Source organism: Halobellus sp. H-GB7 (assembly GCF_030848585.1).
GTDB classification, from domain to species: Archaea; Halobacteriota; Halobacteria; order Halobacteriales; family Haloferacaceae; genus Haloquadratum; species Haloquadratum inordinatus.
The window spans coordinates 137,546-163,768 of the sequence record NZ_JAVDDW010000007.1 but is presented as its reverse complement, the minus strand read 5'-3'; the positions used below and the strand labels follow the sequence as shown (position 1 = coordinate 163,768).

The window sequence follows — 26,223 nt, the reverse complement described above, 5'->3', positions numbered from 1 at the left end:
TTCTGGGTTAGTGCCGTTGTGACCGCTCTGATTGTAGTACGAATTGGGCTATTGATTTGGGACTTAGATCCACTTCTCAACTGAATGTATCAGGAGAACGGTGTGTTCAATAATCGTTCGGAGCTGTTTTTGGTTACTGAGGATAGCTAAGATATCGTCTAATAGCTCTCAAGGGTCCCAAGCATCTTAGATAGCAATTCAGATTCCGTTATTTCATCATTTTCGATCTGCATAATCCACTCATTCTCAATAATATAAGATCCGACTGGATCTCGATCTGGTGGTGCCATTTCAGCAAATAGTCTTTCAGTTGAGACCCCCTGTAATACCGCTCCGTGGTATGATTCAGAAACGTCTCTCATATCTTGGATAATATCGTCGGTGGTTTCAACAACTGATTCATAGACAATCTGGGCTTCATCTCCCTCGATTGAGTAGCTGCGCATAGTTATTCCAAAAACAGATAAGCTTGATCCCATCATCTCCATAATTTCCTTGTCTGAAGGCTCTTCCTCAGTGGGTGTTGGGGTAGAGGTGTCCGTTGGTGTTGGGGTAGGAGTGTTTGTTGGTGTTGGAGTAGGAGTGTCCGTCGGTGTTGGAGTAGAAGCCTCTGTAGGAACTTCCGTAGACGTTTCAGTTTTTGTGGGTCCATTATCTGAACCGCCGGAACAACCTGTTAAAACAACACTCGTACCCATTCCGAGTAAGACTTTGCGACGTTTTATCATACCCTAACTAGTTAAATCACAAACAGAAAAGTAGTCACAAATTACCTCTGAGGACTTTTGAATCCCAGTCTAATTTACCCGAGATTGTATTTGATAGATCCTCTGGTCATATGAATAATGCTTAAGTAATGACAAGTAAAATCAACCAATATGTCAACTCAGATGGGTCCGGTTGAGTCTGCATTGAGGTTTGGAGTTATCGTAATAATAGCAATAGCAATTATGGGTTCGTTCAGTTGGTGGGTACTAAGTTTAGATGGTCCTCTGTGGCCAATTGTGGCAATTGTGCTAATCGTGGGCGCTATGGTAGTAGTATCTTATGAGAGATTGATCGGGTGGTGACTGATTTCGCGGTCCTGCCGGTCATCCGCGGTCTAGATCTATTTTGACTACTTGTGACCCCAAAGTCCCCCTGACAGACTTGCTTTAGTACCCTAAAGCAACATTGTCACCCCCCTGTAAGGATTAGCACACCTAGACAGATGCTATTAAGATATCAACCGAAGTAATAATTCTAATTTCCCAGACAAAACTAAGGGGGTAGCTAGAATAGCCGTTATCAGTAGTACAACAAGGAGAACCTCGGCTCCGAGTAATATATAATTCTGAATTTTTATGTGGAGGATGATGGACTGCATATCGCTTTTTAGATCGTCAATATGCTCTTCAGGGATGTCGTGTGAACTTATCTCCTTACCCCCAGAATATCGAGTATGGTTAGAACGCTTTTTTTCACCCAAGTTCTTGATCTTAGACTCGACAGAGAGATGCTTTTTCTCAATATAGTCCCATAATTGATGTGGGCATCTCTCAGAATACAGTTTAACAGGTTCGCCGCTCTCGATACTTTGAATATTTGAGAAATAATGGGATTTTATTCGGTTCCTTGCCTTTCGCTCTTGGCGAATGGATGGAAAAATTTTCGCGAGAACACCACCGAAATCGATTGAAACCATTATATCCGAACCCCCAAGATTTCGATACCACTCTTGGCTTTTCCTGCCGCTTCATTATTCAGATTCAAAGCCAAGGTTCGAGTCTCGTCTAAGATGTCTTCTACTTCGTTATAACTAGTAGTCTTGGGAATTGAGTACTCTTCTCCTTCACTTAGGTTGTTAATCGGGATTTCGCTTTGGAGCAATTGAAGATTGTTATTGATCCGGTTAGCTTTCTCTACTACAGAGTCAGAGATAGAAATACTAGGGTTTAAGCGGGAATTGAAATCTTTCCGCAGCTCTTTGAATTCTTGCTTGTCTTCATAATCAACGGACTGTTTATCAATACAAGCTGCAGATATTGAATTGGCTCGATGAGCTAGGTTTGATATCTTACTGTACCATCTCCGTCGTTCTCTTCTTTGGTTGAATGCTTCATTCAAAAACCACCCAAAGACACTACCAGAGAAACCACCCAAAGAGAAACTAACAGACATTGGGATGTTTGACAGATTCTCAATCATACCCAAAACCTCTCAAGTGTTGCTAAAAAGCGTAACTCTCGGTCCATTTTAATTTAAAAGGCCAAAGCCAAAATAGAAACAAGAAGAATTCCCCCTGACAGGAAGATATTCGTAAGTCGCCTCTGCCGCTCAGCCTTGATTTGGTGGGCAAGCTGTAGGCCCTCTTGGGTTAGTCCATATACCTTGACCCCAGTGTTGTTATTGACTTCCACTAATCCTGTTTCTATCAAATATTGCAAACTATCGTCTATATCTTCCTCAAATTTTGGTTCAATCTCACTATAAAATTTGTTCGCAGAGCCGGTTAACAGGCTCATCTCTTTCGCATCGAGCATTCCAGAGTCAATCTCGGGGTTCGTAACGATTTTATGTTGATACATCAATAGAAGAATTTCCACCCAATTGTCATCATTACGCTGTAGAGGGTACCTCATACTATTTGAAACAGCATTTAGGACAAAAAACATATCCTACCGGGGATTCCTTCGATCCGGATCAATTCGGAGCGACAAGTAGCAGTCACCCCCAGACAAGTTTTCGGAAAGTTTGGACAAATATGCGCGTAATATCCTAAGATATCTCCCTCTATTTTGAATAACTAGTAATCATCTCTTCTCTTTCGATTGTTTTCAGGGGTTTTAGTGTATGCCACATCCCCAATCATAATATTTCGAGATTCTGTGGGTAGATGCCCCAAAACCTACAAATATTAGCGAATTATCGAATTGACCATTATCATCGATTCGTCTGGAGTTTTGGAAGTGGCTGAATCCTAATCCTACGGGACAGACGTAGAAACTACAGGATTCGATGGTTTAGGTATATCCCCGGTAGCTAAAAACGATGAGCGACGTGAGAGACCCAATCCCCCTTACCCATCTTACTTACCATTTACTTGTCTTTAACTAAACCCCCCGTGGTGTCTGTCGATTTTTAATTTTAACCCCCCGGTGGGGTATCTACCTCTCCCATCCTATCCCCAAAACCGGGCCTTCTGGGGGCGATCTACCCTTTCCCCACAAATCCACATAGAGTCAGATTTTGAAGCTCAGAATCGATTTCTATCTTCCGAGGGGGAAACATCATCTCACCTCAAAGAATCTCAGGAAGCCGGCAGAGCTTCAGAATAAGTAACTCAAAATCGATTCTATCCGGAGAGGGGAACACAGACTGTGAATCGAAGCCGGCGTACTAGCATTGATCCACCTGTGTTGTGTCATTGTCTGGCTGAGACAACTACACAACACAGATTAAGGAAATCGCAGTACAGAGATGACATTGAGTTAATTCCATACTACTAAGACGATGAAATAATCCCCCGAATCGCCCGAATCCCCTCAGGGATGAGATAGGTTTCCTCATTTCATCTAATTTGTCGATGATGAAAAGACAGAATGCAAATCGCTGGTAGAGAACTAGATCTAGATCGAAGCCGGGCCTTCGAGGAAATGGACTCCCCCTTCCTCAATCTCGAAAATTTTTGGGTAAAAATCAATTCGTTAGATATGGAGCCGCTATTATCCATTCTATCCAAATTACAAGAAGTATAGGTAGTGAAATTAAAGAATAGTATTTAAATCTTTGGTTTGAAGATTGATACAAATCGCTAAGATTGACTTCGAGTTAGTCTATGTCGAAGGAAAGAGAGTGTCTGTATCTACTTCTAAGGCTACAGAGAGGACATATAGTGATTCTATTGGATTCTTTGGGGGATATGAGTGTATTGGGTCATCTATCTTAGAAACGTCTTAGAAGGCTATAGAATAGATTTGTTACAAATGAATAATATAGAGAGTAATATACAACGAATAGATAGAGAATAGATTAATTCGTTTCGTTTGTAAAGATTATAACTAAGTAAGTACAATGTACTGAATTTGTAGAATGTTTGATGTATATATTAAATATGTTGTGTTTTGGAGCAATAAAAGCCCTAGTAATGACTGTAAATAACGACTTCTTCCCATATAATTAAATCTGTAAACAGCATTTCCCCAATTTTTAGGATATAGTATAATCTAGTATAGAGAAGAGGGGAAGGGACTACAGGGATGGGGAGTAGAAGATCACTCTAGTATAGTAGTATAGTCTAGAAGAGGGAAGAGAAGAGAAAGGAAAGGGGACTACAGGGAATAGGTTAGAGTAGAGTAGTATACTAGAATAATATATTACTAGTACTTCCAAAATCCAATCTAAATTTTACACAGATATTTTCTCTAATCAGTATTTGCCGGACGAATGTTCAACTATTTCCGAAAAAGTTATAAGGATGCATACCGTAGTAGTAAACGGGGCGTTGGTTCGTCCTGTTCCGGCTTTTGCCGGGCGAAATAAGCGCAATTGGGCGACGTGTTCTCTGAGCTTCCTCAAGTCTCTCGATTACATCGTTCATCATAATACACCTAACCCAATGCCATTTTGGGGGAGATGGGTCGGATCTGCGGCATACCCTTCCTCCCTCATTCTACAACTCAATGTGTGTTTGCTCGCTAGTAGCCACAGACGATTTATCAATCACCCCCGGATTGACATTTAATGACGGATCTCACTGAGGAAGAAATTGAAGCGTACCAGACGGTCGCACAGTCGGATCTACCCATTAGCTGGTTCGCTCAGGCTCTCTTGAAATCCGAAGGGATTCCTGTAGCAGATAGACAGAGGAGTGAGGAGGTCACTGTGCGACCGAAGGACACGCCCACAGTCGGAGAGGAGAATGAGGGGGAGTCAGTTTTCGCTTTCTGATAGAGCTTCTTCAACGATTTCGGGATTCTCCCGTAGTATCTCCCCAATATTCTCTTTGACGTGTTTTTTAATTTCGTCTACGGCTTCTTCCTCTTCCCCTTCGGCTTCGCCCTTGGATTCATAGATATCGTCTTGAATTTGATCTTTCGCGGCTTGAGCATCGGGGGTAAAGAGCATACCACAAGACGGGCAAGCCTTAGCATTCTCTGTGGTGATGGGTTCATCACAGTTCCGACAGATATCGGGAGTCAATGGGGATTCCTCCTCTTCTTCTCTTATTCCTGTAGCCTCCTCTGCGGACTGTATGATATCATCGTCGGTGAGGTGTTGGTATGTCGTCTCCATCACGGTTGAGTCCAAGTCGTGGCCTATGAGATGTTTGATGGTGTCATTATCCATTCCGTAGTCCCGTTTTGCGATTGTCACGAAAGAATGCCGGAAGTTATGGGGATTAGCCGGCTTGTCGATGCCAGCCATCTCTTTGATTCGCTGAAGCCGGACATACAGGGTGCTGTAGTCCAATTTCTCGCCTTTCTCCCAATTATCGTTGGGTCCGGGTTCCTTCTTCGAGGTGAAGAAGTAGGCTTCAGGATCATCACTACAGGGATGGGTACGTTTCCAGTCTCTTACTGATTTCTCGGCATAGAGGAGGGGTCTTTTTCCTGAAGCCCCCTTCATTTCAGGAGCTTCGGGAATATAGAAGATACCCTCCTGTGGGTCTACATCCTTGTTTTTGAGATTCAGAAGGCAGCTAATCCGTTGCCCAGTGTAAATCAGCATATCGACAAAGGCGGCATCACGGGGATGATCTACAGCATCACGAAGAGCTTGGATATCCTCCCGATTGAAAATGTCTCTCTCATCGACTGAGGTAGGCTCCTGTTTGTAAATGGTGATTTCCTCCTTGTCGATTCCCCAATCTGTATGATATTCGTAGAATTTCCGTAGGGCCTTCTGGTAGTTGGCTACAGTCCCTTTGGCTAGGCCTTCGTCTTTGACTCCCTCAATTTCTCCCCGACGAAATTGACCCATCAACCGATTTAGCTCATCAGGAGTCGTGTCTGTTAGCTCTATCTCTGCCGATATTCGTTTGAGGGAGTAAGCGTAGGATTGGAGGGTCCCATCCGCTTTTGTTCCATCGTCCGGATCATTGACTGTCGTTCTCTCAGGATCTTTGGCATCGAGGAATCCGATGATGGAATCCCGTTCTTCCTCCGATATCTCTCCGGAGTCGGCCTTCTCGTTGATAACCTCTCGCAGTTGCTCGTACCTTTGCCGCTTGCTCTTGGCCATACGAATGCTACAGGGTACTAGGATAAATGGTTTATCGCCTCAAATCGTACCAAGACGTCTGGCGCGCCCGCCTCGGCTACGACGACGGCGAGTACCGGGCAGCGGTCTGTACCGCGATCGACGAGGCTGTCGGCGACGACTGATTTTTCAGAGACCCGAACCTACTTCGGCGATCCGTCCGACGTGACGCCTATGAGCGGAGACCCGACCATCTTCGAGCAGATCATCGCCGGCGACATCCCGGCGCGCATCGTCTACGAGACGGAGACCGTCGCGGCCTTCCTCGACGCGAACCCGCTCGCGCCCGGTCACACGCTCGTCGTGCCGAAAGAGCCCTACGAGCGGCTCGACGAGATGCCCGGGGACGTCGCCGCCGACCTGTGGGCCGCGGTGCAGGAGCTGGCTCCTCGCATCGAAGCGGCCGTCGACGCCGACGCGACGACGGTCGGCGTGAACAACGGCGAAGCGGCCGGTCAGGAAGTCCCACACGTCCACGTCCACGTTGTGCCGCGGTTCGAGGGCGACGGCGGCGGCCCGATCCACGCCGTCGCGGGCGACCGACCGGACCTCTCTGAGGACGAACTCGACGACATCGCCGACTCCATCGAGTCCGGCGAGTAGCGGGCGTCCCACACAGCGGTCGAACCGCACGACTGCGGGACCGGACCACTTAAATCCGAGTGCGCGGCCACGTGGCGTATGTCTGCACAATCGCCAGGCGTTGCGGCGTTCGTCGGCGCGACGGGCGGCGCGGGAACGACCCGAACGGTCGTCGAGGTGGCCGCCGCGCTCGCGGCCGACGGCCGGACGGTCGCCGTCGTCGACGCCGCGTTCGGAACGCAAGGACTCAGCGACTACCTCACGGGGCGAATCGATCCCGACGTGACGGCGCTCGTGACCGACGAGGAGGGCGCCGATCTCTCGACCGGCCTCTCCGAACTCGACGTCGGCCGCGACGTCGCCGGTCGCATCGCCGTCTGTCCAGCGCACGCGCCTTTCGAGCGCCTGGCTCGCGCAAAGCGCGTGGACGCCGTACAGGCGTTAGAATCCCGCATCACGACTGCGGCGTCGCGGTTCGACCACGTCCTCCTCGACGTCCCGCCGATCGCGGCGAACCAGGCCGTCGCCGCGGTGAATGTCGCAGACCGCGTCGTCGTCGTCGCACCGGCGAGTGACCGCGGCGCGACCGCGATCCAGCGGACCCACGAGCGCCTCGCCGACGTCGGCGCGGAAGCGTCGCTCGTCGTGTCTACGCGCGGCGAACTCGAAACGGCCGACGTCTCGATCCCCGACGCGGGGTCGCTCGACGTACAGACGGAACCACGGGTACCGAACGAGGACAGCGCATTCGCCGCGGCGATCGAGCGCGTCGCGGCCGCGGTGACGGGGCGTGAAATTACGGGCGCCGACACCGAACAGAGCGGGCTCCTCGGTACCGTCGGCGAGTACGTCGGTCGGTAGAGCGGAGACACTCCTATAGTAGCATTTGCAACTGATTGCGCATCCGATCGCACGACAGCGTACGATCCGATGAGTGAAGACTTGCAAATGCTACTATAGCGCCACTCCGAGAGCCGCAAAACGAAAGGGAGGCCCTGCGCGGCGACCGGAACGACTACTGGAAGTCGGCGCCGGCGCTCATCGTCTCGGCGAGCGCGTCGCGCTTCGAGACCAGCGCGTCGCCAGCGATCGGTGCCGACGCGTCGCGTCGAACGGCCTCGGCCAGTTCGGGAATCGGTTCGTGCGTTTCGACGTACGCCGCGAGTGCGAACTCCGACTCCTCAGCGTTCGTCAGTTCGAGTGCGTCCGCACGCGCGATCCGACCGTCGAGCCAGTCCCGGAGCACGCGGCGCGCCGTGGGCGAAATCGGTGTCACGCCCTCGACGCCGCAGCGGTGGAGGAGCTTCGCGGCCGTGACCGGTGCGAGCGCGGCAGCCTCTCCGGCGTCGCCGACGCTCACGCCCGCGTCGTAGCGATCGAGGACGGTCGACGCCGCCGCGGCCGTACACGGGAGGTCGTCTTCGAACGTTCTGAGCCGCGCGTCGAGATCGACGTCGGTGTCGTCGACAGTCGCGACGCCGCGCTCGGTCTGCTTCGTCGTCAGTTCCAACCCCGCTGCGATCTCCGACAAACCCATCGTCGAGTCGTTTCCGCCAGTCCGAATAAGAGGTTTCGACCTAAATATCAGATTCGATACTACTACCTATCGTTTACCGGTAGGTACTATGCGGCGTCAGCGGGCTCAACACCCCGCATTCTCCCGTCTTTAAATATGCCTTCGCGACCGAGTTTCAATTGTGATGAGTGAAGCACCCACCGCCGACGCCAGCACGACGACGAACGCCTGCCCCGAATGCGAGGGTCGCCCCGAGACGGCGCGCGGGGAGACGGTGTGTGGCGACTGCGGACTCGTGCTCTCGGAGTACCGAATCGACCACGGGCCCGAGTGGCGCTCGTTCGCCGACGACGACACGGACCCGAAACGGACGGGCGCGCCGCTGACGCGCTCGCGACACGACCGCGGCCTCTCGACCGAAATCGGCCGCTCGACGCGCGTGAAAGGACGGAAGCGGCGCCGGCTCGCTCGGATGCGCCGCCAGCACAACCGCGCCCGTATCTCGACGAAGCGCGAGCGGAATCAGGTGTACGCGTTCACCGAGATCCGCCGCCTCACCAGCGCGCTCTCGTTGCCGGAACGGATCCGCGATCACGCCTGCTCGCTGTTCGACTCCGCGCAGTCGGAGGATCTCCTCCGCGGACGATCCCTCGAGGGATTCGCGGCAGCCTGTGTCTATGCGGCTTGTCGTGTCGCCCGCGTCTCGCGGACGGTCGACGAGGTCGCGGACGCGGCGAAAGCGACCGAAGCCGAACAGACCGCCGCCTACGACGCGATCAACCGCGAGCTCGGCCTGCCGGTCGGTCCGATCGATCCCGCGGAGTACGTCCCTCGATTCGCCTCGCAACTGGACCTCGCCGGCGACGTCGAACGGCGGGCACGAGAGTACGTCGCCGAAGCGGTCGACGCCGGTCTCGCGGTCGGCCGCAACCCAAGCGGCGTCGCCGCCGCGTGTCTCTATACGGCTGCCCGTGACAGCGACGCAGACCTGACCCAGCGGGAGGCCGCCGACGCCGCCGGCGTCACGCCGGTCACGCTGCGGTCGACGTACCAGAAGCTCCGAGACGACGAGTAGTGAGGTCTGGCGGACGAATGGGACGACGAACGCTCGACTGATTCTACGACGCTGTCGGTGTAGCACCAGCCGACGCGGCTCAGCGACCAATTAGACTCGCTTGGCCCGCTGGACCGCGTCGGCGATCGTCACCACCGCGCGAGCCGCTCGTGTCGACGGCGCGGACCGCACGACTGGACGGAACGACTCGATCGTCTCTCCGACGCGTGGATCGGCGGGCACGGTGACCGCGGGGGCGCCGAGCACTTCCTCGAAGGCTCGCTCCGGTGGGTCGTCGACGGCACGGTTGATCACGACGGCGACGAGTCCCGCGTCGAGTTCGCGGGCGAGCTCCCGCGAGCGAACGGCGTCGGCGAGCGCGTACGACTGCGGTGACGCCACGACGACGCAGGCGTCTGCGACCGCCAGGGGAACGCCCGCGTCGGCTTTCATTCCCGCCGGGCAGTCGACGACGACGTCGCCGTACGCACGCTCGACGGCGCGAAGCGTCTCGTCGAGAGCCGTGACGTCCGCCGCCCGAGCGCCCGCGAGTGACCGTCCGCAAGGGAGCAAGCGTACCGGACCGCGCCCCTCACGAACCGCTTCGAGGGGATCGGCACGGCCGGCCAGCACGTCGTGGAGGTCCGGGCCGGGACCGGTCGGGAGATCGGCCATCCCGAGGTCGGCGTCGACGACCGTCGCGTCGAGCGCCGCACCGCATTCGACCGAGAGCGTCGACTTGCCGACGCCGCCTTTGCCGCCGGTGACGGCGAGGATCATCGGTCCTCCGTGGACGGCGACGCCGTCGGGGTCTCTCGCACCGCTGGCCCCTCGGCAGCCTCTGCCAGCGCCGAGACGACTGGGTCGGGGTCAGCAACAGCCGCACGAGCGGCGAGGTCGTCGATCCGCGCCGCGACGGTCCGGAGTGCTCTTCTATCGGCAGCGAGCGAGTCGGGGAGCTCTGAAACCGGATCGATGCCGCCGCAGGCGTCGAGCACCGCAGTCGCCTCGGAAACAGACGCGTCGGTCAGTCGCTCGGCGTGTTCTACGCGCGTTTCGACCGCGTCGAGCCACGCGTCGAGGGGGTCGGGAAGCGGAGCGTCAGCCCCGCCATCATCATCCGGTTCACTGTTCGAATGCTCCGGATGCGACGCAGCGGCCGTCTCAGTCGGCACGGCGTCGGCGGGCGGAGTCGCACGCCCGAGCGTCCGGACGGCCGAACTGACTAGGTCACGCTCGTCGGTGTCGGCGTCCGCGGGGCCGAGGAGGTCGACGGAGACGACAGACGCGTCCGGATTATCCGAGGATACGCCCGGGGATTCGTCCGAGGATTCTCCCGGGTCGTCTGCAGATGCAGCCGGCGAGCGATCCGGATCGTTCACCGCCGGACAGGCGTATCCGATGCCGAGTCGTCCCGAGGCGGGGATCGTCCCCGAGAATCCGTCCGCATCCCAGCCGGCAGACGGGACGCCCGCACGACGCGGCGGGAGAACGGGCCCATCGAGTTCGTTCGAGACGCGTACGCGCATCTCGACGGCGAGGTCGCTACGAAGTTCGACGCGCACGAGCGTCACGCCCGCGACGCGAGAGGTGGTGGTCGTCGTTCGAACTGGCGGCGTATCGGCGGGTGCGGCGTGAGCGTCGGTCTGCACGCGCGGTCTGGCCGCGGGCAGGTACATAAACTGTCGTCTCAGAACGGGTCCGACTCGTCAGCAGATCAGGATGGGCGCGTCGAGGACGTCGTGTGTCGACGTCGGTCCGCCGAGTGCGCCGACGAGGTCCGGCGCGACGACCACCGGTGCGCGGATCGGCGCGCCCCGGGCCACCGCGAGGGCGTCGCAGACGCCGGTCGAGACGGCGGGGTCAGGGGGTCGGGTCCGCGAGAGTCGAGCGGAAACCGTTCGGCGCGCGGCGAGAACGTCGTCCTCGACGGCCGCGATACGAGCGTCACGAACGGCTCGTTCGAGGTTTCCGACGCGGTCTTCGAGTCGCAGTCGTGCGTCGCGGGTGTCGCGTGCGGACCGTGCGGTGCGTTCGAGAAGTTCCAGCCGCTGGGCGGCGGCGACGCGCTCGGTCGCGACCTCGGAGAGCCGCCGGGTCGTCTCCGAGAGCGACGCTTCGGCTTCTGCGAGTCCGTCGTCACTCGTCCCGTGATCCGCGTCGCGAAGCGCGTTCACCCGGCCGCGGATAGTCGCGACCCGTTCCCGAAGCCGTTCGGTTTCGGCACCGGCCTCTGCGGCGCGGCGACGGGCGGTACGCAGTTCTGCGACGCCGACCGCCGCGGGCGCCGCGGAGCGAAGCGATCGTCTCGCAGTTCGGAGATCGTCGTCGTAGGGCGTCTCGACGCCGCGCGCCGCGGCGAGCGCCGCCAGCGCAGCGCGACGATCGAGCGTCGTTGCGGGCGTGAGTGGCGACACGTGCCGGTGGACCGACTGCGGAGGCGGCGAGTGAACGGCCAGCGTGCCGCTCGTCGTCGGGCAGCCAGCGCAGACCACGCGGTCGAGCGCACCGCGTGAGGGACCGAGTTCAACGTCGCGAAGGTCGACGATCGGCCCGTCGCGCGTCGAACCGTCGGGAAGACGGACAGCGGTGTCGGCGACGGCATCGAACCGGCCGCTCACAGTTCCCGCTCGCGCATCGCGTCCGACTCCGGATGGTCGGTGCCGGCGGCAAATCGGTCGTACGGCGTGCTCGGCGACTCCCGGTTTTCGTATGCGGCAGCGGCTTCTCGCACCGCGTCGGGCGCGTCGGCGAACTCGTTGAACGGTTCCGTGCGTTCGACTTGCACGTCGGCGGCGTGTCGCTCGCGAAGCCGACAGGCCAAGAAGGCGCCGTACTCCGTTTCCCGCAGGAGCGCGGCGCGACCGAATTTCCGGACGACGGTCTCTTCGTGTGCTCGACAGGCGTTTCGCAGCGTCTCGCGTGCCCGACGCGAATACGTCACTACCAACAACACGACTACGCCTCAATTTCCGGGCGGCGATAAAAACCCACTTACACCGGCGAGATGTCGGCGTCGATGTGGTCCGGTCGTTCGCCGAGGAGGTCGGCGATCCGCTCGCGCGCATCGCTCTCGCTCTCGGCGACGACGACGAGCCCGTGCGCACGGCCCGAGCCGGTCGCCTGATACGCACGGAGCCCACCTTCGCCCTCGAAGTCGGTGGCGTACGTCCGCAGGACGGTCACGACGCGCTGTTCGGTCGCTGCGAGGTCAGATTCGCCGGCCTCGAAGTCGCTGAGGGCCTCCTCGACGTTCCGGAGGGCAGAGATGCGGTCCATTCTACGTCGTCCGCAGGTAGTTCTGCCGCGGTTCGTAGAGCTCTCCCTTTCGTTTGAGATTCTCGATCTCGTCTTCGGCCTTCGACTCTTCGAGTCCGAGATCACCGCCTGCCCGTTCGATGACCTCGTCGACCGGCGCGCCCTCCTCGTACTCGTCTTCGAGTTCCTCGATGAGGTGCTTGATGTCCTTGATGCGGTCGCGCTGATTCTTCGAGGTCCCGGTCTCGACGATGTCGGCGTCGAACTCGCCGGTTTCAGGGTCCATCCCGATGTCGCGGAGGCAGGACTCGACGATCTCGGTGACGCGGACCGCGTCTTCTCGCTCGACGGTGTCGGAGAGTCTGAGCCGCGCCGACGCCTCCGAGAGCCTGACGAGCGCTTCGAGCTTCCGGGCCGTGACCGGCACCGGCGCGTCGTCGTCGGCTCCCTTCGCGCGGAAGTCGACGTAGAAGTCGCGGATGACCGCTTTCGCCTCGTCGGTCATCGTCGGGTAGCAGTTGCGCTTCGCGTAGGCGATGTACTTCCGCAGGAGTGTGGCGTCGATGACGGGCGTGACTTCCTCGGTCGCATCCTCGACTTCGCCATCGGTGAACTCCGAACTCGGCACCTTCGACTTCTGGGTGTGGAGTTCGCCCGCGTAGTTCGTGTTGATGATGTGCTCTGCGAGTTCGGCGTCGCTCTCGGGGTCGGGGTTGTCCGTCACCGTGAAGATCAGGTCGAACCGCGAGATGAGCGCGGGTTCGAGGTCGATCTGCTCGCCGATCGGCTCGTACTGGTCGAAGCGGCCGTACTTCGGGTTTGCCGCGCCGAGCAGCGAACACCGGGATTTCAGGGTCGCGTTGATGCCGGCCTTGGATACCGAAATAGAGTTGTGGAGGACGACGCCCTTGCTCACGAACGTGTTCGTCGGTTCGACAGTCACGTCGTAGACCCACTCACAGGCGTGTTCCCCCTCGTTCGGGACAGTCTCGACGTCGGTCACGCGGTAGTATCGGAGGTCGCATCGCGATTCGAGGGCATCGAGCCGCTCGTCCGCTTCGTCGAGCGCCTCCGCGATCGCGTCCAGGGCACCTGTGCGGAGCGATGCCCGTCTCGCAGCGGTGTAGCCGCCGTCTTCAGCGTAGTGAACCGCGCTCGTCGTCGCGTCCGGGAGCTGCTCGGCGAGCTGTCTGCCGGACCAGCCGATAAGATCTCTGGCTTCTGCGAGCGTCGCTGCCGAATCGAGCTCGTTTCGGATTGTTTCGATGCGATCTCGGAGCGACTCGACTTCTGCCTGAACAGTGCTAATTTGGACGCCGTAGCCCTCGTCGAGTGCGGGGCGGAATCGACCGTCGAGGGGGACACCGAGCAGTCGTTTGAGCGATCTGATCTCTCGCGCTGCGCTCGTCGGCAGAACGTCGTGGTGCCGTTCGGTCTCGTTGCTCCGCTCGGCGAACGCTTGGGCCTTCTCGTGACGGTCGTCGGCAGGATCGACGACCGCCGACACGAACCGTTCGGTGGAGTCGCCCATCACGTACGTCTTCCAGGCGTCTTCGGCCGAATCATAGTGAATTCGCGACCCGATACCAAGCTTCGCGAGCGCATCGGCGTAATCCGCTGCGAGACCTTCGGAAGCGGTCGAAAACGACATCGCTTCACTCTCGACGCCGCCATCGCCCGCAAACGCACCGACGAGGAACCGGCGAATCTCTTCTTCGGAGGCACCGAGGACGGCGTCCGGCATCCGTTTGTCCCTCGATTTCCGCATCACGCCCGGGAAGTTGGACTCGAACCACCGGTACAGTTTCGTCGATACCCATCGCTTCGTCGTGGTCCCAGCACCGTTCACCGCGTCCGTGCTTTCGAGACCGAAGATGTCGGCCATCAACTGCGCTGCCCGATCGAGGAGCCTGTCGTCTTGGTTCGAGAACCCGATTTCGTGCGTGCGACCGCCGGAGTACGAGTGTCCTTCGGCTGTCAAGAGCCCCAGCATCTCCGCGAGGTCAGGCGACATCTCGTCCGGGAGGTCGACGTCGCGCTCTTTGCCGCGGTGCTCCTCGTCAGTGAGCGGCCGTGGGGCTGCAGAGTTCGGGAGTTTTCGCGGCGCAGGGACGAAATCGCCCACAGACATCGCCGCGGCATCGACCGTTCCGACCGCTCCGTCGTCGTCGACGAACATCGGATGTTCGGGAGTGACGAGAACCGAGCGACCGTTCGAGAAGGACACCCGAACGAACTCCTCTGGGGCTTCGTGCCTGCTCACGCGATCGACCGAGGTCTTCTCGGTGTCGTTCGTGTCGAGATCGACAGTGTGGACGCCGACATCCTCGACCGGGAGGATCTCGCAGTCGACGCCGTCGACGACGTCCCCCTCGCGCTCGTCCATCATCGAGTCCACGAACGGACCGATCTCGACGCGACGGCCGTCTGAGAGTAAAACCTCCGAGTTCGGATGGTATGACTGTTGTTCCAGCGCTTCGTGCATTGCACTCCGGTCCTCCGATCGCATCTTATCTAGCTCGTCGACAGCCGCGATTCCTTTGTCTGCCAGCACGAGCGCGCCGGCTTCGAGCGTCCACTGCTGGCCGTCGCCGAAGTCGTCGCGGACGGCGGCCGCCGTGAGGCCGGCGGACGAACTTCCTTTCCCGGAGGTGTACACCGATCGGGGCGCGATGTTCCGGATGTACTGGAGCATCGCGGACTTACCCGTACCAGGGTCCCCGATCAAGAGCATATGGAGGTCGCCGCGGATCCGCGAGCCGTCCGGGAGGTGTTTGGTGACGCCCGAAAAGAGCTGGAGGATCATCGCGAGTTTCTCCTGCTCGTAGCCGTAGATCGAGGGCGCGACCGAGCCGACCATCTTCTCGTAGATGTCGGGGTCGTTCGAGAGGTCGACGATCTCTGCGACGTCCTCCTCGGTGATGTCCATATCCTCGAACTCCTCGTCCTCGATTTCGACCGCGACGCCGTCCATATAGAGGTCGAAGATAGGGGTCTTCTCGTTGCCGGAGGTCTGCTGTTCGATGTGGAGGACGCCCGTCACAGTGACGTGGTCGCCGGCCGTGACTTCGCCGGTGATGTCGTCTTCGAGGTCGATATCGATGCTCTGTGGCGTCTCGCCGCCCCGCAGGCCCTCGGGGCTCTCCTGGACGCGAACCTTCTGTGCGTCAATGAACTCGGACTGGTCGAAGTCGACGTGGAACGGTCCCTGGCGCTCACAGCCCTGGCACTCGTGCGGTTCCTGAAAGCCACTGTCGGACTGCGGGATGTACGTCATCGTCCCGCAGCGCTGGCACTCGAAAGCGGCCTCGGTGATCTTCGGTCGGACGTCGGTCGCCTTGCGGACGATCCCCTGGACCGCGATCATCCGCCCGATGTGATCGTCGTGAACGCGAATGCTGCGGATGTCGACCGTTTCCGGAAGGTGCGTGAGCCGGACGTGCGCGCGGCCGAGTTTGACGTCCGCCGGGAGGTCGTAGAGGCGGAGCGCCTCCTCGGCGTACTCGCGGATCTGGTCGGGTTTCTTCTTGTAGTCTTCGGCCAGTTCCGTATCGAACTTGTAGAGGTCCTCGTAGTCGATGTACAGCGACCGCTGTTCGTTCGGGTACTGCTGGGCGAGCTTGCCGATCTCGTCGCGGTAGTACTTGCGGTAGAACTGGATGAACCGGTCGGTGAGGTCGCGTGAGTCCTGGGGGGCCTGCGCCATCGCACCGGAGTAGGGTTCTCATCGGGTAAGAGTCTTCGCCACCCGGAGCGAAAGTGATTGGATGCCAAGACGACGTCCCGCAGCAAAGCGATCCTACAGCGAAACGTCGGTTTCGATGTCCTCGGTCGCCTCTTCGAGGCCGTCGCGACGGGCGTCTTCGGCGAGTCGCACCGAGAGATCGGCGTCGGTAAGCAGATCGGAGAATGCGTCGCGGAAGCGGTGATTCACCTGCCGAGAAGCGAGGTCGGACTCGGCGACGCGGCGGTAGCGGCGGACCGTTTCGGCGTCGAGGTCGGTATCCGCGTCCGCCGCAGCGTCAGCGTCTGATTTGGCGTCGGCATCGCGCGCGATTTCGGCGGCCACCGCGTCGTCGTCGACGGCCTCGGCGGAGCGCTGCTGAAGGAGGCTCCGCAACCGATCGAACGAAAACGGCGCGGCGCGGTCCGCGTCGGCGACGAGGTGGAGGTCCATCCGCGCGCGGAACACCTCGTCGGCGTCGACGTCCGCCGACAGCGACTCCGCGAGCGCGGCGTCAGCGGCCGACGACCACGAGTCGGCGTCTGCACCCACCGCGTCGGGGTCGAAGAAGCCACGAACGACGCGGCGGAGGTCCGCGCCCGACAGCGACGAGGCGAAGTCGTAGCGCTCGCGCATCGTCGTGACCAACTCCGCGAGTCGCTCCTCGACGGTCGCGTCGTCGGTCGTCGACGAGAGGGAGCCCCGTGAATCCGACTGCGACTCGGTCACGCTCTCCTCGCCAGTCGTCTCCACGAAGATGTCCCGGAGTTCGGCCGTCTTATCGTCCATCAGGCGTTCCTAAGAGCGTCCGGCGTACTAAAGCGTGGCGTCGTAAACCGAATCATTCATACAGGTTTACGAGACAGTGGCGGGTATGGCAGCAGAGACGGAATCAGTCGAACTCGTCGGCGAGGACGTCGTCGGCAACGTCGCGCGGGCGGCGTTGTTCGCGGCGCTCACCGGCGCGTTCGCGTACGTATCGTTTCCGAATCCGATCTCGCCCGTCCCGGTGAGTCTCCAGGTCCTCGGCGTCTTCCTCGCCGGGATTTTCCTCGGACCGGTCTGGGGCGGCGTATCGATCGTGTTCTATCTCGCCGCCGGGACCGCCGGCGCGCCGATCTTCGCCGGCGGGTCGGCCGGAATCGGCCCCTTGGTTGGCTACACCGCGGGCTACCTCTGGTCGTACCCGATCGCCGCGGCGCTCGTTGGCGCCGTCGTCCACGGATTCGACGGCCTCGACGACCCCGAAGTGGTCGCCACGACCCGTCTCGTCGCTGGAATGCTGGCGGGGACGGTCGTCATCTACGCGCTCGGGACCGTCGGCTTCGCTGTCGTCCAGAACGTCGGTCTCGTGGAGGCGTTCACCGTGAGCGCGCTCGCGTTCGTCCCCTTTGAGGCCGTGAAGATCGCCGCGGCCGTCGGCGTCGTCCGCAGTGACGCCGCCGCAGCGGCCTGAGTCGCGATGGAAGATGTCGAGTCTCGGCGGCAACGACCCGCAGCAAACGATGATTCGGAGCAAACGATGACCCCCAACAAACGATGATCCACACGGACGGACTCCGCCACCGCTACGGGGACGTCGTCGCCGTCGACGACGTCTCGATCACGATTCCGGACGGCGAGTGCGTCGTGCTGGCGGGCGCGAACGGGTCCGGAAAGACGACGCTGGTCCGCCACTTCAACGGCCTGCTGGAACCGGACGAGGGGACCGTGGAAGTGAACGGCCGTCCAGTGAGCGACGACCTCGTCGCCGCCCGGACCGCGATCGGGATGGTGTTTCAGGACCCCCGAGATCAACTCGTCGCGGCCACGATCGGCGCGGACGTCGCCTTCGGACCGGAGAACCTCGGCCTCTCGCGCGCGGAGATCGATCGCCGCGTCGAGGACGCGCTGGCGGCCGTGAATCTGCAGGGCCGCGAGGACGAGCGCGTCGGCGAACTCTCCGGCGGCGAGCGCGAGCGCGTCGCCATCGCCGGCGCACTCGCGATGGAGCCGGACCACCTCGTCCTCGACGAACCGTTCACCGGCCTCGATGCACCGGCTCGCGAGTCCGTGCTCGACCGACTGCGGACGCTCACCAACTCGGGAACGGGCGTGGTGATCGTCACTCACGACCTCCGCGACGTCCTCGGGCTGGCGGACCGCGTGGTCGCGATGGCTGACGGTCGCGCCGTCGTCGACGCCGCCCCCGCTGACGCCCTCGCGTCGCTACCCGAGCACGACGTCCGCGTGCCCGACAGCGCAGTCGACGCCGAGCGGCGGAGCGCCAACCACCAGGCCCCCCAGCGCCGATGCTGACCTACCACCCCGGCGACTCGCTCGCTCATCGACTCGATCCGCGGACGAAACTGCTCGCGCAGGCGGCGTTCGCGGCCGCGGCGTTCGCGCACACGGCGCCGCGGGGGCTCGCCGTTCTCACCGTCCTCACAGCCGCGTTTCTCGCGGCCGGGAGACTGTCGCCTGCGCGCGCCATCCGCGGCTACCTCCCCGCGCTCCCGTTTCTGGCTGCGGGGCCGCTGATCGCCGCGGTGAATATCGACGTCAGTGCGCTCTCTGCTGGTATCGAGGCGAACGCGGCGGTCGACCCGCTGCTAGCGAGCTATCGGGTGCTCCTCATCCTATTCGTCTCGGCCGTGTACCTCCACACGACGCCCGTTCGGGACTCGCGTGCGGCGATCCAGCGGCTCGTGCCGGGTCGCGTCGGCCGCCTCCTGGGTGTCGGCGTCGCGCTCGTATTCCGGTTCTTCCCGCTCTTGCGTGCGGACCTTCGGCGCGTCCGCGAGGCCTCGACGACGCGGTTGGGCGACGAGCGTCCGTTGCGTGACCGGATGCGACTCGTCGGGGCTGCCGGCATCCGCCGAGCGTTCGCCCGCGCCGACCGACTCGCGCTCGCGCTTCGGGCGCGCTGTTTCGCGTGGAACCCGACGCTTCCGGAACTCCGATTCGGACGGGCCGACGCGCTCGGATTCGTCGTCGTCGCCGCACTCGTCGGGGCGGCGCTGCTGTGATCGGTCGTGTGTCGGATGAGAGAGACACCGCTGCAAAAACAGGGACGTGTTCGGACCTGCCGACTCGATCGGGCAGTTACGCCTGCAGATACTCCTTCTCGAAGCCGCGGAACTCCGTGCGGTGGGCCTCTTCGTCGGCGAGCAGCGTCACCGCGAGGTCCTCTGTCACGGGGTCGTTGGCTTCCTCGGCGGCATCGATGAGGGCGCGGTAAGTCTCGATCGCGTCCTCTTCGGCGTCGAGAACGCCCTCGACGACCGAGAGGACGTCGGTGCTGTCCTGGGGCGGCTGGAGGCTCATCTGGTTCGCCTCGAACTCGGCGGATCCCGGCGGCTGCTCGTCGAGTTGCTTGAGCCGGTTCCCCAGTTGCTCGGCGTGAGTGAGCTCCTCCTGGATGTCTTGCTGGAGTGACTCTTTGATCTCCTCTGCGCGGACGCCGTCGAGGACGATCGAGTTCGACAGATAGTTCATCACGGTCTCGATCTCGTCCTGATAGGCCTTCTTCAACAACCGGGTAACCTCGTCTGACATAACGTCCGGACGTTCGACGGCCGGCGACAAGATACTGTCGGCGAGGAGAGGTGAGACGGGTCGGGTGTGCGACGGCGCAGGTCATCGGGAGTATCGTAACTGTTCGGAGGTTCTCGCCGTATCGTCCGGCGAGAAATCTATGGAGACGTACGACAATCCCTATCAGACGCGCGAGCCGTCGACGTCGATGGCGTCGACCGGGCAGATGTCGACACAGAGCATACAGTCGATGCACTGATCCTCGCGCGTCGGTTCGACTTTCTGCTCGGACTCGGGGTGGCCGGGCGTGTCGACCCACGTGAACACGTCGACCGGACAGTTCTCCAGACACGCGCCGTCGGCGACACAGAGGTCGTAATCGACCGCGACGTGCATCCCGTGGATCCCCAGTTTCTCCGGCGGATCGACCGGTCCCCACACGTCGACGCCGTTCTCCTCGCCGACCTTCTCGCGGTTGCTGTCGAAGTTCGGATCGATTCCCATTGGGGTTGACTACTTGCGAGGGAACAAAAACACCGTCGGTAAGCCGACAGCGGGGTCGAACCAGGATGTTAAGATCCACGCCGCACGAACCTCGCTATGGGACACGTCAACGAGCGAGAACTCGAGTGGACCGACGTCGAGCGCGGGGAGACGCACTTCCGGCGGAAGACCCTCGGCGCCGAAACCGACGTCGACGACATCGGGGCGAGTCTCTACGAACTCCCGCCGGAGGCCGCCTCGTGGCCGTATCACTTCCACACCGGGAACGCGGAGGCCGTGTACGTGTTGTCGGGGACCGGACTCCTCAGGACGCCCGACGGAGAGACGCGCGTCGAACCGGGAGACTACTGTGCGTTCGCGGCCGACCCCGACGGCGCGCACCGCTTCTACAACGACGGGACGGAGCCGCTCCGCTTTCTCGCGGTGTCGACGATGCAGGATCCGGACGTGACGGTCTATCCGGATTCGGAGAAGATCGGCGTGTACGCCGGCGCGCCGCCCGGCGGCGACAAAGACGAACGCGTCGTCTCGGGGTACTTCCGCCGGGAGGACGACGTCGACTACTGGGAGGGCGAATCCTAGTCTGATTACTGCGTGGCCGGTTCGCGGGTCCGGCGCGCGCGACGGACGTACGCGGTGAAGTTCTCGAAGAGCCGCTTCGTCTGGCAGGCCGCGTCGTAGTTCTCGGCGGTGATGCCGCCCAGAACCGCCTGCAGGCGCTCTTCGGAGAGGTCCTTCTCTTTCGTGATGGCGGTCGCCGTTTCGGGGTCGTACTCCGGGTGGAACTGGACGCCCCAAGCGTCGCCGCGGCGGAAGGCGTGCACTCCGTAGTCGTTCTCGGCGAGCAGGTCCGCACCCGGCGGGAGTTCCGTGACGGCGTCCGAGTGGGACGTGAACGCGGTGAACGACTCGGGGACGCTCTCGAACAGGTCGTCGTCGCTCGTCTGTCGGATCTCGCGGTAGCCGATCTCGTACTCGCCCATATCCTCGACGCGGCCGCCCAGCGCCGACGCGAGGACCTGGTGGCCGTAACAGACGCCGAGGATCGGCACGCCGTGCTCGTCGGCGGCCGCGACGTACTCGATCAGCGGCCGGATCCAGTCGCGGTCCCAGTAGACCGACGAGCGCGACCCGGTGACGACGACGGCGTCGAAGTCGAAGTGCGCCGGCCGCTCGTGTTGCGTCACGTCGAACTCGACGAGGTCGGCGTCGAGTTCGCGGCGGAAGTTCCGCGGCGTGTGCTCGTCGCCGTGAGACGCGTCCAGCAGGGCAAATCGAAGTCGGTCGCTCCCCTCTCTCATCGTCATCTCGAAGGCAACGGGGCGAAAAAGGCCTTGCGCCCGTGGTGGGTCCTGCCGGTCTCGCGGACGGCGAGTCGCTGTGGAGAACCTTCCAGCGGCGAAAAAGCGGCTCATACTGTCGGACAGAACTATGTGAAGCGTATCGGCACCCCAAGGGGGCCAAAACGATTCACGGACTTCTGTCCGACAGTATCAGACGTCGGCGAGGAAGCCGAGTAGGTCGTCGTTGACGCGGCGAGACGCCTCGACGTGAACGAGGTGCCCCGCCCCGTCGATCTCGCGGTACGTACCGCGCGGGAGCCCCGTCGCGAGCGCCTCGGCCCGGGCAGGCGGCCAGACCGCGTCTGCGCTCCCGTGGACGACGAGCGACGGGACGGTGATCTCGTAGAGCTGATCCGAGACGTCGAAGTCGGCAACGGCGGCCGCCTGCGCCTCCCAGGCACTGCGGCTCGCGTCTTCCGCGGCGCGCCAGCCGACTATCTGCTCGACAGCGTCGGGGTGGGCGTCGACGAACTGCTCGGAGAGTCCGGCGCCGAGCGAGCGTTCGAGGTCCGCTTTGTCGTCGGGTGCACCCCACAGTGGTTCGAGATCGAGGCCGTCGCCGCGAGCGGCGGTGCCGACGAGGGTGAGGCTGTCTACCCGCGCAGTGTCCAGGGCCGTGTAGAGCGCGACCATCCCGCCGAGGCCCGCGCCGACGACGTGCGCGGAGCGGACGCCTGCGTCCGAGAGGATCGTCGTGAGGTCGTCGCTGAGGTCTTCGACGGTGTACGGACCAGACGGCGCATCCGAGCGGCCGGCACCGCGGAGGTCCGCGACGAGGCTCTCGTAGGGACCGGCGACGGCCGCGTGTTGCCAGCCCCACTGCCACGCGCCGTATCCGACGTCGCCGACGAACGCGACGGTGTCGCCCGTGCCAGCCGTCTCGTAGTACAGGTCGACGCCGCCGTTCGAGGTCGTGGGCATACCCGAGAATCGGCGAGGCGCGGTTTATGCGTCTCGGAGCAGTGTGGCCGGGTCCGCGATCTGGGCGATCGATGGTCCGCCCAGCGTCGCTACTCGCGGCGACGAACGGTCCAGTCGTCCTCGCCGCCGTCGCACTCGACGACGACATCGAAGAGCGTTGTGAGCAGGTCGACGGTCTGGTCGTCCTGGATCGTCGGGTCGAGATAGAACTGTCCCGCCGAACCGGTCGTCTGTATCCGCGTCGTGAGTACGTGGAGGAACCGATAGACGACCTGTGGGCTCGTGTACTGGAGGAGTACCGTCAGCGACTCCACAGCCACGACGGCGTCGGACCACTCGTTCAGATATGGGGTCGTTTTGACACCGACGCCGGTGAGATTCGACGGCGTCGCGACCGTCTCGACGCCGAGGTCGCGATCGCCGAGATCGTCGTCACCCAATTCGGGCGTCGTGATCACTGTGGCCGCGGTTGGGTCCGCGCCGAGCGCATCACACCACTCGTCGTACCACCGGGCGGGTCGCTGGGAGAACGAGACACCGAGGAGTTCGACCTCGCTGGGGTCGTCGACGAGCGCGCGCTTGCAGGTGAGGTCCTCGCTGGCGGCCGTCTGCGGTCGCAGTACTAAGGCCGCTTGGACGGCGTCGATCTGGGATACAGCACCCTCTATCGAGGACACAGTGTTACTTAACCGACATCTGTCGATAAGTCTTCTGTCGAACGAGGGCGTTGCCGGAAGGTCGTCAGCGAAAGAACAGTCCGGCAACGAAGAGAGATCGGCTTATGCGCGCTGCACGGCGCGGAGGATTTCGGGGGCCTGTTCGAGCACCTCGTCGAGGGCGTCGACGTCCGGGCCGCCGCCCTGCGCGAAGTCCGGCGGGCCGCCGCCGCCACCGCCGACTTCGGCCGCGAGTCGCCCGACGACTTCCCCGGCGTTGATGCCGACGTCGTCCGGAACGCCGACGACGAACTGGGCGCTACCGCCAGCCCCGGAGCCGAGCACGGCGATCTTCCCCTCCTCGACGAGGGCGTTCGCCGTCGCGCGCAGTTCGTCGGCGTCGCCGTCGAGACGTTGGATGACCGCGGGCGTCTCGTCGATCTCGATCTCGCCCTCGTCCGCGGCGGCGCGCGCCTCCGCGAGTTCGGTCTTCAGGCGGTCGATCGTCTTGCCGCGCTCCTTCCACTCGGTGAAGAAGCGCTCGGCCGTCTCGGGGACGTCTTCGGGCGTCACGTCCAGCACGTCGGCGGCCTCGTAAAGCGCGTCTTCTGTGCGCTGAGTGGCGTCGATCGCCGCGTCGCCGGCGGCGAAGACGATGCGTTCGACGCCATCCTGAACCGGTTCGGTGGTGAGGATCTTGATCGCGCCGATGTCGCCGGTCCGGCCGACGTGCGTCCCACCGCAGGCCTGCACGTCGTCACCGACGGTGATCGTGCGGATGTTCTGTCCCGGCGGGATCCCGCCCTGATAGAGGTCGAAACCGTACTCCTCTTCGGCCTCGTGGCGGTCGGGCCAGTCCTGTTTCACCGAGAGATTTCGCATCACGACGTCGTTGGCGACCGCCTCGATCTGCTTTACCTCCTCGCGGGTGATCCGCTCGTAGTGGGCGACGTCGAGCCGGGCGCGGCCGGTTCCCTTCTGTGCGCCGGCCTGTCGGACGTGCTCGCCGAGCACCTGTCGAGCAGCGTACCCGATGACGTGCGTCGCGGTGTGGTGCCGCATCAACCGACGGCGACGCTCGACGTCGAGTTGCCCGCGGACGAACTCGCCTTTGCCGGGGTTGCCGTCGGCCCGGTGGAGGACGACGCCGTCGCGGATCTGAACGTCCGTCACCTGCACGGTGGTGTCGTCGGTCGAGATCGTCCCGTGGTCGGCAGGCTGACCGCCGCCTTCGGGGTAAAACATCGTCTGATCGAGGACGACGTCGTAGCCCTCCTCGCGCTCGATGACGTCGAGGACGACCGCCTCGAACTCCGTGCGCTCTTGGTCGTCGTAGTAGAGTTTCTCCGTCTCGGGGAGGTCCGCGAGGCGCTCGCTGCGTTCGACTGCGTCGCGGGACGCGCCCTCGCCCTCGTGTCGGTCGGCGACCAGCGAGTAGAAGTCGTCGGGGACGTCGACGGACGCGCCGTGGTCGGCCGCGATCTCCTCGACCATCTCGGGTTGGATCCCGTGGGAGTCGTACAGTTCGATGAGTTCCCCGACGGGGATCGCCTCGTCCTTCTCGGCGTACTCCGCCGCCAGCGTCTCGACCTTGCGACGGCCGCGTTCGAGCGTCTCGCGGTACTTCCGTTCCTCGGTGCGGACGATGTCGCGGATCGTGTCGCGGTTCTCATACCCGAGGCGTTCGGCCTGCATATCGACGAGTTCGTCGAGGGGCGCGTCGACGCCGACGTCGTCGACGAGCCGCTTCGTCCGACGCAGGACCATCCGAGCGAGATAGCCCGTGCCCACGTTCGAGGGGACGATCTCGTCGCCGAACATATACGCCAGCGTCCGGCAGTGGTCGGCGATCGCGTAGATCGTCTCCAGCGGTTCGAGCAGTTCGGTCAGTTCGTCGGCGTCGACGTCGAGTTCGTCGGCGACGTCGGCGCGCGCCGCAGTCAGGTCGTCGACCTCGTCGATGTCGAGATAGCCCGAGAGCTTCGCCGCCCGGTGGACGAGTTCCTCCTCCTCGTCGGTCAGCGAGACCCCGGCGTTCTCCTTGAGGAAGTCGATGGTGTCGGGGTAGACGGCCTCGTAGACCGTCGGCGTCCCCTGTGAGACCCACGTCCAGCGTTCGAGGCCGTAGCCGGTGTCGACGATGTAGGTGTCCATCGGCGAGTACCGGTTGCCGTCTTTCATCTCGTATTCGCCATCGTCGTCCTGTTCCATCGACATAAAGACGAGCGTGGCCAGTTCCGCGCCGCGGTAGAGGACCTCGAACGCCGGCCCGGCGTTGCCGCCGCCGACCCACGGATCCTCGATGTAGGTGATCTCTTCGAGGTCGGCGCCCATATGCTCGAAGAACTGATCGCAGAGTTCGACGGTCTCGTCCTTCCAGTAGACCTCGCCGGAGTAGGCGTACTCGTCGCCGGCCTCCTCGCGGGCGTTGAAAGCGTGGTGGGCCATCATCTCGAACGCCATCGTGTGACGGCCCGTCTTGCCGACGTTGTCGATGTCCTGCATCCGGATGCAGGGCTGGGAGATACACAGCGGATTCGCCGGGGGCGGGGTCTGCCCGCTCGTGACGAGCGGCTGGAAGTCGTAGATCGACGCCTGGGTGAGAAGCACGTCGTCGCGCCAGCGGTTGGCCGCGACCGGGTACGGCTCGATACGCTCGTGGCCGTGCTCCTCGAAGAACGAGAGGAACTTCTCGCGCATCTCTTCGAGGGAGTACTCCTCGTCGAAGCCGGGGTTGTCGATGAAGGAGTAGTCGTCCGCGGGCGGCTCACCGCACGTCTCGCGGTCGGGGTCGCGCGTCCAGAAGTGGACGCCCGTCACCGGACACTGCTTCCGGTGGAAGCCCTCCTCCTCGAAGTAATCGAGGCGATACTCCGCTTCGAGTTCACTCATTACCCGTCAGTTGACCC

27 protein-coding genes are annotated in these 26,223 nt (G+C 61.4%); 8 read left to right on the top strand and 19 right to left on the bottom strand.

Features of this window, described 5'->3' with window-relative positions:
• Nucleotides 1–158: 158 nt before the first annotated feature.
• The 4 genes from RBH22_RS12880 to RBH22_RS12865 all read right to left on the bottom strand — a co-directional run bounded on the left by RBH22_RS12880 (nucleotide 159) and on the right by RBH22_RS12865 (nucleotide 2,621).
• A complete protein-coding gene (locus RBH22_RS12880; protein ID WP_256545080.1) occupies nucleotides 159–728 on the bottom strand; it encodes a hypothetical protein in 570 nt (189 codons plus the stop codon).
• Nucleotides 729–1,216: 488 nt separating this feature from the next.
• On the bottom strand, nucleotides 1,217–1,684 hold the full coding sequence (locus RBH22_RS12875; protein ID WP_306677705.1) for a hypothetical protein: 468 nt from the start codon (nucleotides 1,682–1,684) through the stop codon (nucleotides 1,217–1,219).
• Nucleotides 1,684–2,187: a hypothetical protein gene (locus tag RBH22_RS12870; RefSeq protein ID WP_256545079.1), complete on the bottom strand. Its 504-nt coding sequence runs from the start codon at nucleotides 2,185–2,187 to the stop codon at nucleotides 1,684–1,686. The genes RBH22_RS12875 and RBH22_RS12870 overlap by 1 nt, the downstream gene beginning before the upstream one ends.
• Before the next feature lie 53 nt (nucleotides 2,188–2,240).
• Entirely contained in the window at nucleotides 2,241–2,621 is a 381-nt protein-coding gene (locus RBH22_RS12865) for a hypothetical protein (RefSeq protein WP_256545078.1), read from the bottom strand.
• Between the two features lie 2,101 nt (nucleotides 2,622–4,722).
• Between RBH22_RS12865 and RBH22_RS12860 the strand changes: the two genes are divergently transcribed.
• On the top strand, nucleotides 4,723–4,929 hold the full coding sequence (locus RBH22_RS12860; protein WP_306677704.1) for a hypothetical protein: 207 nt from the start codon (nucleotides 4,723–4,725) through the stop codon (nucleotides 4,927–4,929).
• Here the strand turns inward: RBH22_RS12860 and RBH22_RS12855 are convergent.
• Nucleotides 4,912–6,222 (bottom strand): tyrosine-type recombinase/integrase, encoded by a 1,311-nt coding sequence (locus tag RBH22_RS12855; protein WP_306677702.1) that lies wholly within the window; start codon nucleotides 6,220–6,222, stop codon nucleotides 4,912–4,914. The genes RBH22_RS12860 and RBH22_RS12855 overlap by 18 nt on opposite strands.
• Before the next feature lie 192 nt (nucleotides 6,223–6,414).
• On the opposite strand from RBH22_RS12855, the gene RBH22_RS12850 reads away from it, so the two are divergent.
• A complete protein-coding gene (locus RBH22_RS12850; protein WP_306677700.1) occupies nucleotides 6,415–6,843 on the top strand; it encodes an HIT family protein in 429 nt (142 codons plus the stop codon).
• 78 nt (nucleotides 6,844–6,921) lie between these two features.
• Entirely contained in the window at nucleotides 6,922–7,683 is a 762-nt protein-coding gene (locus RBH22_RS12845) for an AAA family ATPase (protein ID WP_306677699.1), read from the top strand.
• Nucleotides 7,684–7,837: 154 nt separating this feature from the next.
• Here the strand turns inward: RBH22_RS12845 and RBH22_RS12840 are convergent, their stop codons facing one another.
• Nucleotides 7,838–8,359 carry a hypothetical protein gene (locus RBH22_RS12840; protein WP_121568622.1) on the bottom strand — a complete coding sequence of 174 codons (522 nt, stop codon included), beginning with the start codon at nucleotides 8,357–8,359 and terminating at the stop codon, nucleotides 7,838–7,840.
• 163 nt (nucleotides 8,360–8,522) lie between these two features.
• Between RBH22_RS12840 and RBH22_RS12835 the strand changes: the two genes are divergently transcribed.
• On the top strand, nucleotides 8,523–9,413 hold the full coding sequence (locus RBH22_RS12835) for a transcription initiation factor IIB family protein (protein ID WP_306677698.1): 891 nt from the start codon (nucleotides 8,523–8,525) through the stop codon (nucleotides 9,411–9,413).
• A 90-nt stretch (nucleotides 9,414–9,503) separates the two neighbouring features.
• Here RBH22_RS12835 and RBH22_RS12830 read toward each other — a convergent pair whose 3' ends face one another.
• The 7 genes from RBH22_RS12830 to RBH22_RS12800 form a co-directional block, all read right to left on the bottom strand.
• Complete coding sequence (locus RBH22_RS12830; RefSeq protein WP_256546014.1) at nucleotides 9,504–10,172, bottom strand: chromosome partitioning protein ParA; 669 nt, start codon at nucleotides 10,170–10,172, stop codon at nucleotides 9,504–9,506.
• Nucleotides 10,169–11,044: a hypothetical protein gene (locus RBH22_RS12825; RefSeq protein WP_256546015.1), complete on the bottom strand. Its 876-nt coding sequence runs from the start codon at nucleotides 11,042–11,044 to the stop codon at nucleotides 10,169–10,171. The genes RBH22_RS12830 and RBH22_RS12825 overlap by 4 nt, the downstream gene beginning before the upstream one ends.
• 57 nt (nucleotides 11,045–11,101) lie before the next feature.
• The gene (locus tag RBH22_RS12820) at nucleotides 11,102–12,013 is read right to left on the bottom strand and encodes a hypothetical protein (RefSeq protein WP_306677697.1); all 912 of its coding nucleotides are present in this window, start codon (nucleotides 12,011–12,013) and stop codon (nucleotides 11,102–11,104) included.
• A complete protein-coding gene (locus tag RBH22_RS12815) occupies nucleotides 12,010–12,348 on the bottom strand; it encodes a hypothetical protein (protein ID WP_256288685.1) in 339 nt (112 codons plus the stop codon). Before RBH22_RS12815 ends, RBH22_RS12820 begins: the two co-directional genes overlap by 4 nt.
• A 38-nt stretch (nucleotides 12,349–12,386) precedes the next feature.
• Entirely contained in the window at nucleotides 12,387–12,671 is a 285-nt protein-coding gene (locus RBH22_RS12810; RefSeq protein ID WP_306677696.1) for a hypothetical protein, read from the bottom strand.
• Nucleotide 12,672: 1 nt separating this feature from the next.
• Nucleotides 12,673–16,356: an LAGLIDADG family homing endonuclease gene (locus tag RBH22_RS12805; RefSeq protein ID WP_306677695.1), complete on the bottom strand. Its 3,684-nt coding sequence runs from the start codon at nucleotides 16,354–16,356 to the stop codon at nucleotides 12,673–12,675.
• Between the two features lie 93 nt (nucleotides 16,357–16,449).
• Nucleotides 16,450–17,163, bottom strand: coding sequence for a conditioned medium-induced protein 4 (locus tag RBH22_RS12800; RefSeq protein WP_306677694.1), 714 nt, complete (start codon nucleotides 17,161–17,163; stop codon nucleotides 16,450–16,452).
• Between the two features lie 85 nt (nucleotides 17,164–17,248).
• Between RBH22_RS12800 and RBH22_RS12795 the strand changes: the two genes are divergently transcribed.
• From RBH22_RS12795 to RBH22_RS12785, 3 genes are all read left to right on the top strand, one after another.
• Nucleotides 17,249–17,830: a biotin transporter BioY gene (locus RBH22_RS12795; RefSeq protein ID WP_306677693.1), complete on the top strand. Its 582-nt coding sequence runs from the start codon at nucleotides 17,249–17,251 to the stop codon at nucleotides 17,828–17,830.
• Nucleotides 17,831–17,913: 83 nt separating this feature from the next.
• Nucleotides 17,914–18,672: an ABC transporter ATP-binding protein gene (locus tag RBH22_RS12790; protein WP_306677692.1), complete on the top strand. Its 759-nt coding sequence runs from the start codon at nucleotides 17,914–17,916 to the stop codon at nucleotides 18,670–18,672.
• Nucleotides 18,666–19,382, top strand: a complete 717-nt coding sequence (locus RBH22_RS12785; RefSeq protein WP_306677691.1) for an energy-coupling factor transporter transmembrane protein EcfT — start codon at nucleotides 18,666–18,668, stop codon at nucleotides 19,380–19,382. Before RBH22_RS12790 ends, RBH22_RS12785 begins: the two co-directional genes overlap by 7 nt.
• Before the next feature lie 76 nt (nucleotides 19,383–19,458).
• Here RBH22_RS12785 and RBH22_RS12780 read toward each other — a convergent pair whose 3' ends face one another.
• Both RBH22_RS12780 and RBH22_RS12775 read right to left on the bottom strand, forming a co-directional pair.
• Nucleotides 19,459–19,911, bottom strand: coding sequence for a ferritin-like domain-containing protein (locus RBH22_RS12780; protein ID WP_121568633.1), 453 nt, complete (start codon nucleotides 19,909–19,911; stop codon nucleotides 19,459–19,461).
• A 162-nt stretch (nucleotides 19,912–20,073) separates the two neighbouring features.
• Complete coding sequence (locus RBH22_RS12775) at nucleotides 20,074–20,394, bottom strand: ferredoxin family protein (protein ID WP_121568634.1); 321 nt, start codon at nucleotides 20,392–20,394, stop codon at nucleotides 20,074–20,076.
• Between the two features lie 96 nt (nucleotides 20,395–20,490).
• On the opposite strand from RBH22_RS12775, the gene RBH22_RS12770 reads away from it, so the two are divergent.
• The gene (locus RBH22_RS12770) at nucleotides 20,491–20,976 is read left to right on the top strand and encodes a cupin domain-containing protein (RefSeq protein ID WP_306677690.1); all 486 of its coding nucleotides are present in this window, start codon (nucleotides 20,491–20,493) and stop codon (nucleotides 20,974–20,976) included.
• 5 nt (nucleotides 20,977–20,981) lie between these two features.
• Here the strand turns inward: RBH22_RS12770 and RBH22_RS12765 are convergent, their stop codons facing one another.
• The 4 genes from RBH22_RS12765 to alaS form a co-directional block, all read right to left on the bottom strand.
• The gene (locus RBH22_RS12765; protein WP_306677689.1) at nucleotides 20,982–21,695 is read right to left on the bottom strand and encodes a type 1 glutamine amidotransferase; all 714 of its coding nucleotides are present in this window, start codon (nucleotides 21,693–21,695) and stop codon (nucleotides 20,982–20,984) included.
• Between the two features lie 192 nt (nucleotides 21,696–21,887).
• Nucleotides 21,888–22,658, bottom strand: coding sequence for an alpha/beta hydrolase (locus tag RBH22_RS12760; protein ID WP_306677688.1), 771 nt, complete (start codon nucleotides 22,656–22,658; stop codon nucleotides 21,888–21,890).
• A gap of 89 nt (nucleotides 22,659–22,747) precedes the next feature.
• Nucleotides 22,748–23,335 (bottom strand): hypothetical protein, encoded by a 588-nt coding sequence (locus tag RBH22_RS12755; RefSeq protein WP_306677687.1) that lies wholly within the window; start codon nucleotides 23,333–23,335, stop codon nucleotides 22,748–22,750.
• Between the two features lie 102 nt (nucleotides 23,336–23,437).
• Complete coding sequence (alaS, locus tag RBH22_RS12750; protein WP_306677686.1) at nucleotides 23,438–26,206, bottom strand: alanine--tRNA ligase; 2,769 nt, start codon at nucleotides 26,204–26,206, stop codon at nucleotides 23,438–23,440.
• Between the last annotated feature and the right edge of the window lie 17 nt (nucleotides 26,207–26,223).

Coding starts and splice junctions, on each gene's coding strand:
- RBH22_RS12850 (WP_306677700.1), top strand. CDS start 6,415: ATGAGCGGAGACCCGACCATCTTCGAGCAGATCATCGCCGGCGACATC.
- RBH22_RS12855 (WP_306677702.1), bottom strand. CDS start 6,222: ATGGCCAAGAGCAAGCGGCAAAGGTACGAGCAACTGCGAGAGGTTATC.
- RBH22_RS12775 (WP_121568634.1), bottom strand. CDS start 20,394: ATGGGAATCGATCCGAACTTCGACAGCAACCGCGAGAAGGTCGGCGAG.
- RBH22_RS12780 (WP_121568633.1), bottom strand. CDS start 19,911: ATGTCAGACGAGGTTACCCGGTTGTTGAAGAAGGCCTATCAGGACGAG.
- RBH22_RS12795 (WP_306677693.1), top strand. CDS start 17,249: ATGGCAGCAGAGACGGAATCAGTCGAACTCGTCGGCGAGGACGTCGTC.
- RBH22_RS12840 (WP_121568622.1), bottom strand. CDS start 8,359: ATGGGTTTGTCGGAGATCGCAGCGGGGTTGGAACTGACGACGAAGCAG.
- RBH22_RS12760 (WP_306677688.1), bottom strand. CDS start 22,658: ATGCCCACGACCTCGAACGGCGGCGTCGACCTGTACTACGAGACGGCT.
- RBH22_RS12830 (WP_256546014.1), bottom strand. CDS start 10,172: ATGATCCTCGCCGTCACCGGCGGCAAAGGCGGCGTCGGCAAGTCGACG.
- RBH22_RS12770 (WP_306677690.1), top strand. CDS start 20,491: ATGGGACACGTCAACGAGCGAGAACTCGAGTGGACCGACGTCGAGCGC.
- RBH22_RS12810 (WP_306677696.1), bottom strand. CDS start 12,671: ATGGACCGCATCTCTGCCCTCCGGAACGTCGAGGAGGCCCTCAGCGAC.
- RBH22_RS12805 (WP_306677695.1), bottom strand. CDS start 16,356: ATGGCGCAGGCCCCCCAGGACTCACGCGACCTCACCGACCGGTTCATC.
- RBH22_RS12845 (WP_306677699.1), top strand. CDS start 6,922: ATGTCTGCACAATCGCCAGGCGTTGCGGCGTTCGTCGGCGCGACGGGC.
- RBH22_RS12880 (WP_256545080.1), bottom strand. CDS start 728: ATGATAAAACGTCGCAAAGTCTTACTCGGAATGGGTACGAGTGTTGTT.
- RBH22_RS12785 (WP_306677691.1), top strand. CDS start 18,666: ATGCTGACCTACCACCCCGGCGACTCGCTCGCTCATCGACTCGATCCG.
- RBH22_RS12790 (WP_306677692.1), top strand. CDS start 17,914: ATGATCCACACGGACGGACTCCGCCACCGCTACGGGGACGTCGTCGCC.
- RBH22_RS12800 (WP_306677694.1), bottom strand. CDS start 17,163: ATGGACGATAAGACGGCCGAACTCCGGGACATCTTCGTGGAGACGACT.
- RBH22_RS12870 (WP_256545079.1), bottom strand. CDS start 2,187: ATGATTGAGAATCTGTCAAACATCCCAATGTCTGTTAGTTTCTCTTTG.
- alaS (WP_306677686.1), bottom strand. CDS start 26,206: ATGAGTGAACTCGAAGCGGAGTATCGCCTCGATTACTTCGAGGAGGAG.
- RBH22_RS12835 (WP_306677698.1), top strand. CDS start 8,523: ATGAGTGAAGCACCCACCGCCGACGCCAGCACGACGACGAACGCCTGC.
- RBH22_RS12765 (WP_306677689.1), bottom strand. CDS start 21,695: ATGAGAGAGGGGAGCGACCGACTTCGATTTGCCCTGCTGGACGCGTCT.
- RBH22_RS12860 (WP_306677704.1), top strand. CDS start 4,723: ATGACGGATCTCACTGAGGAAGAAATTGAAGCGTACCAGACGGTCGCA.
- RBH22_RS12865 (WP_256545078.1), bottom strand. CDS start 2,621: ATGAGGTACCCTCTACAGCGTAATGATGACAATTGGGTGGAAATTCTT.
- RBH22_RS12875 (WP_306677705.1), bottom strand. CDS start 1,684: ATGGTTTCAATCGATTTCGGTGGTGTTCTCGCGAAAATTTTTCCATCC.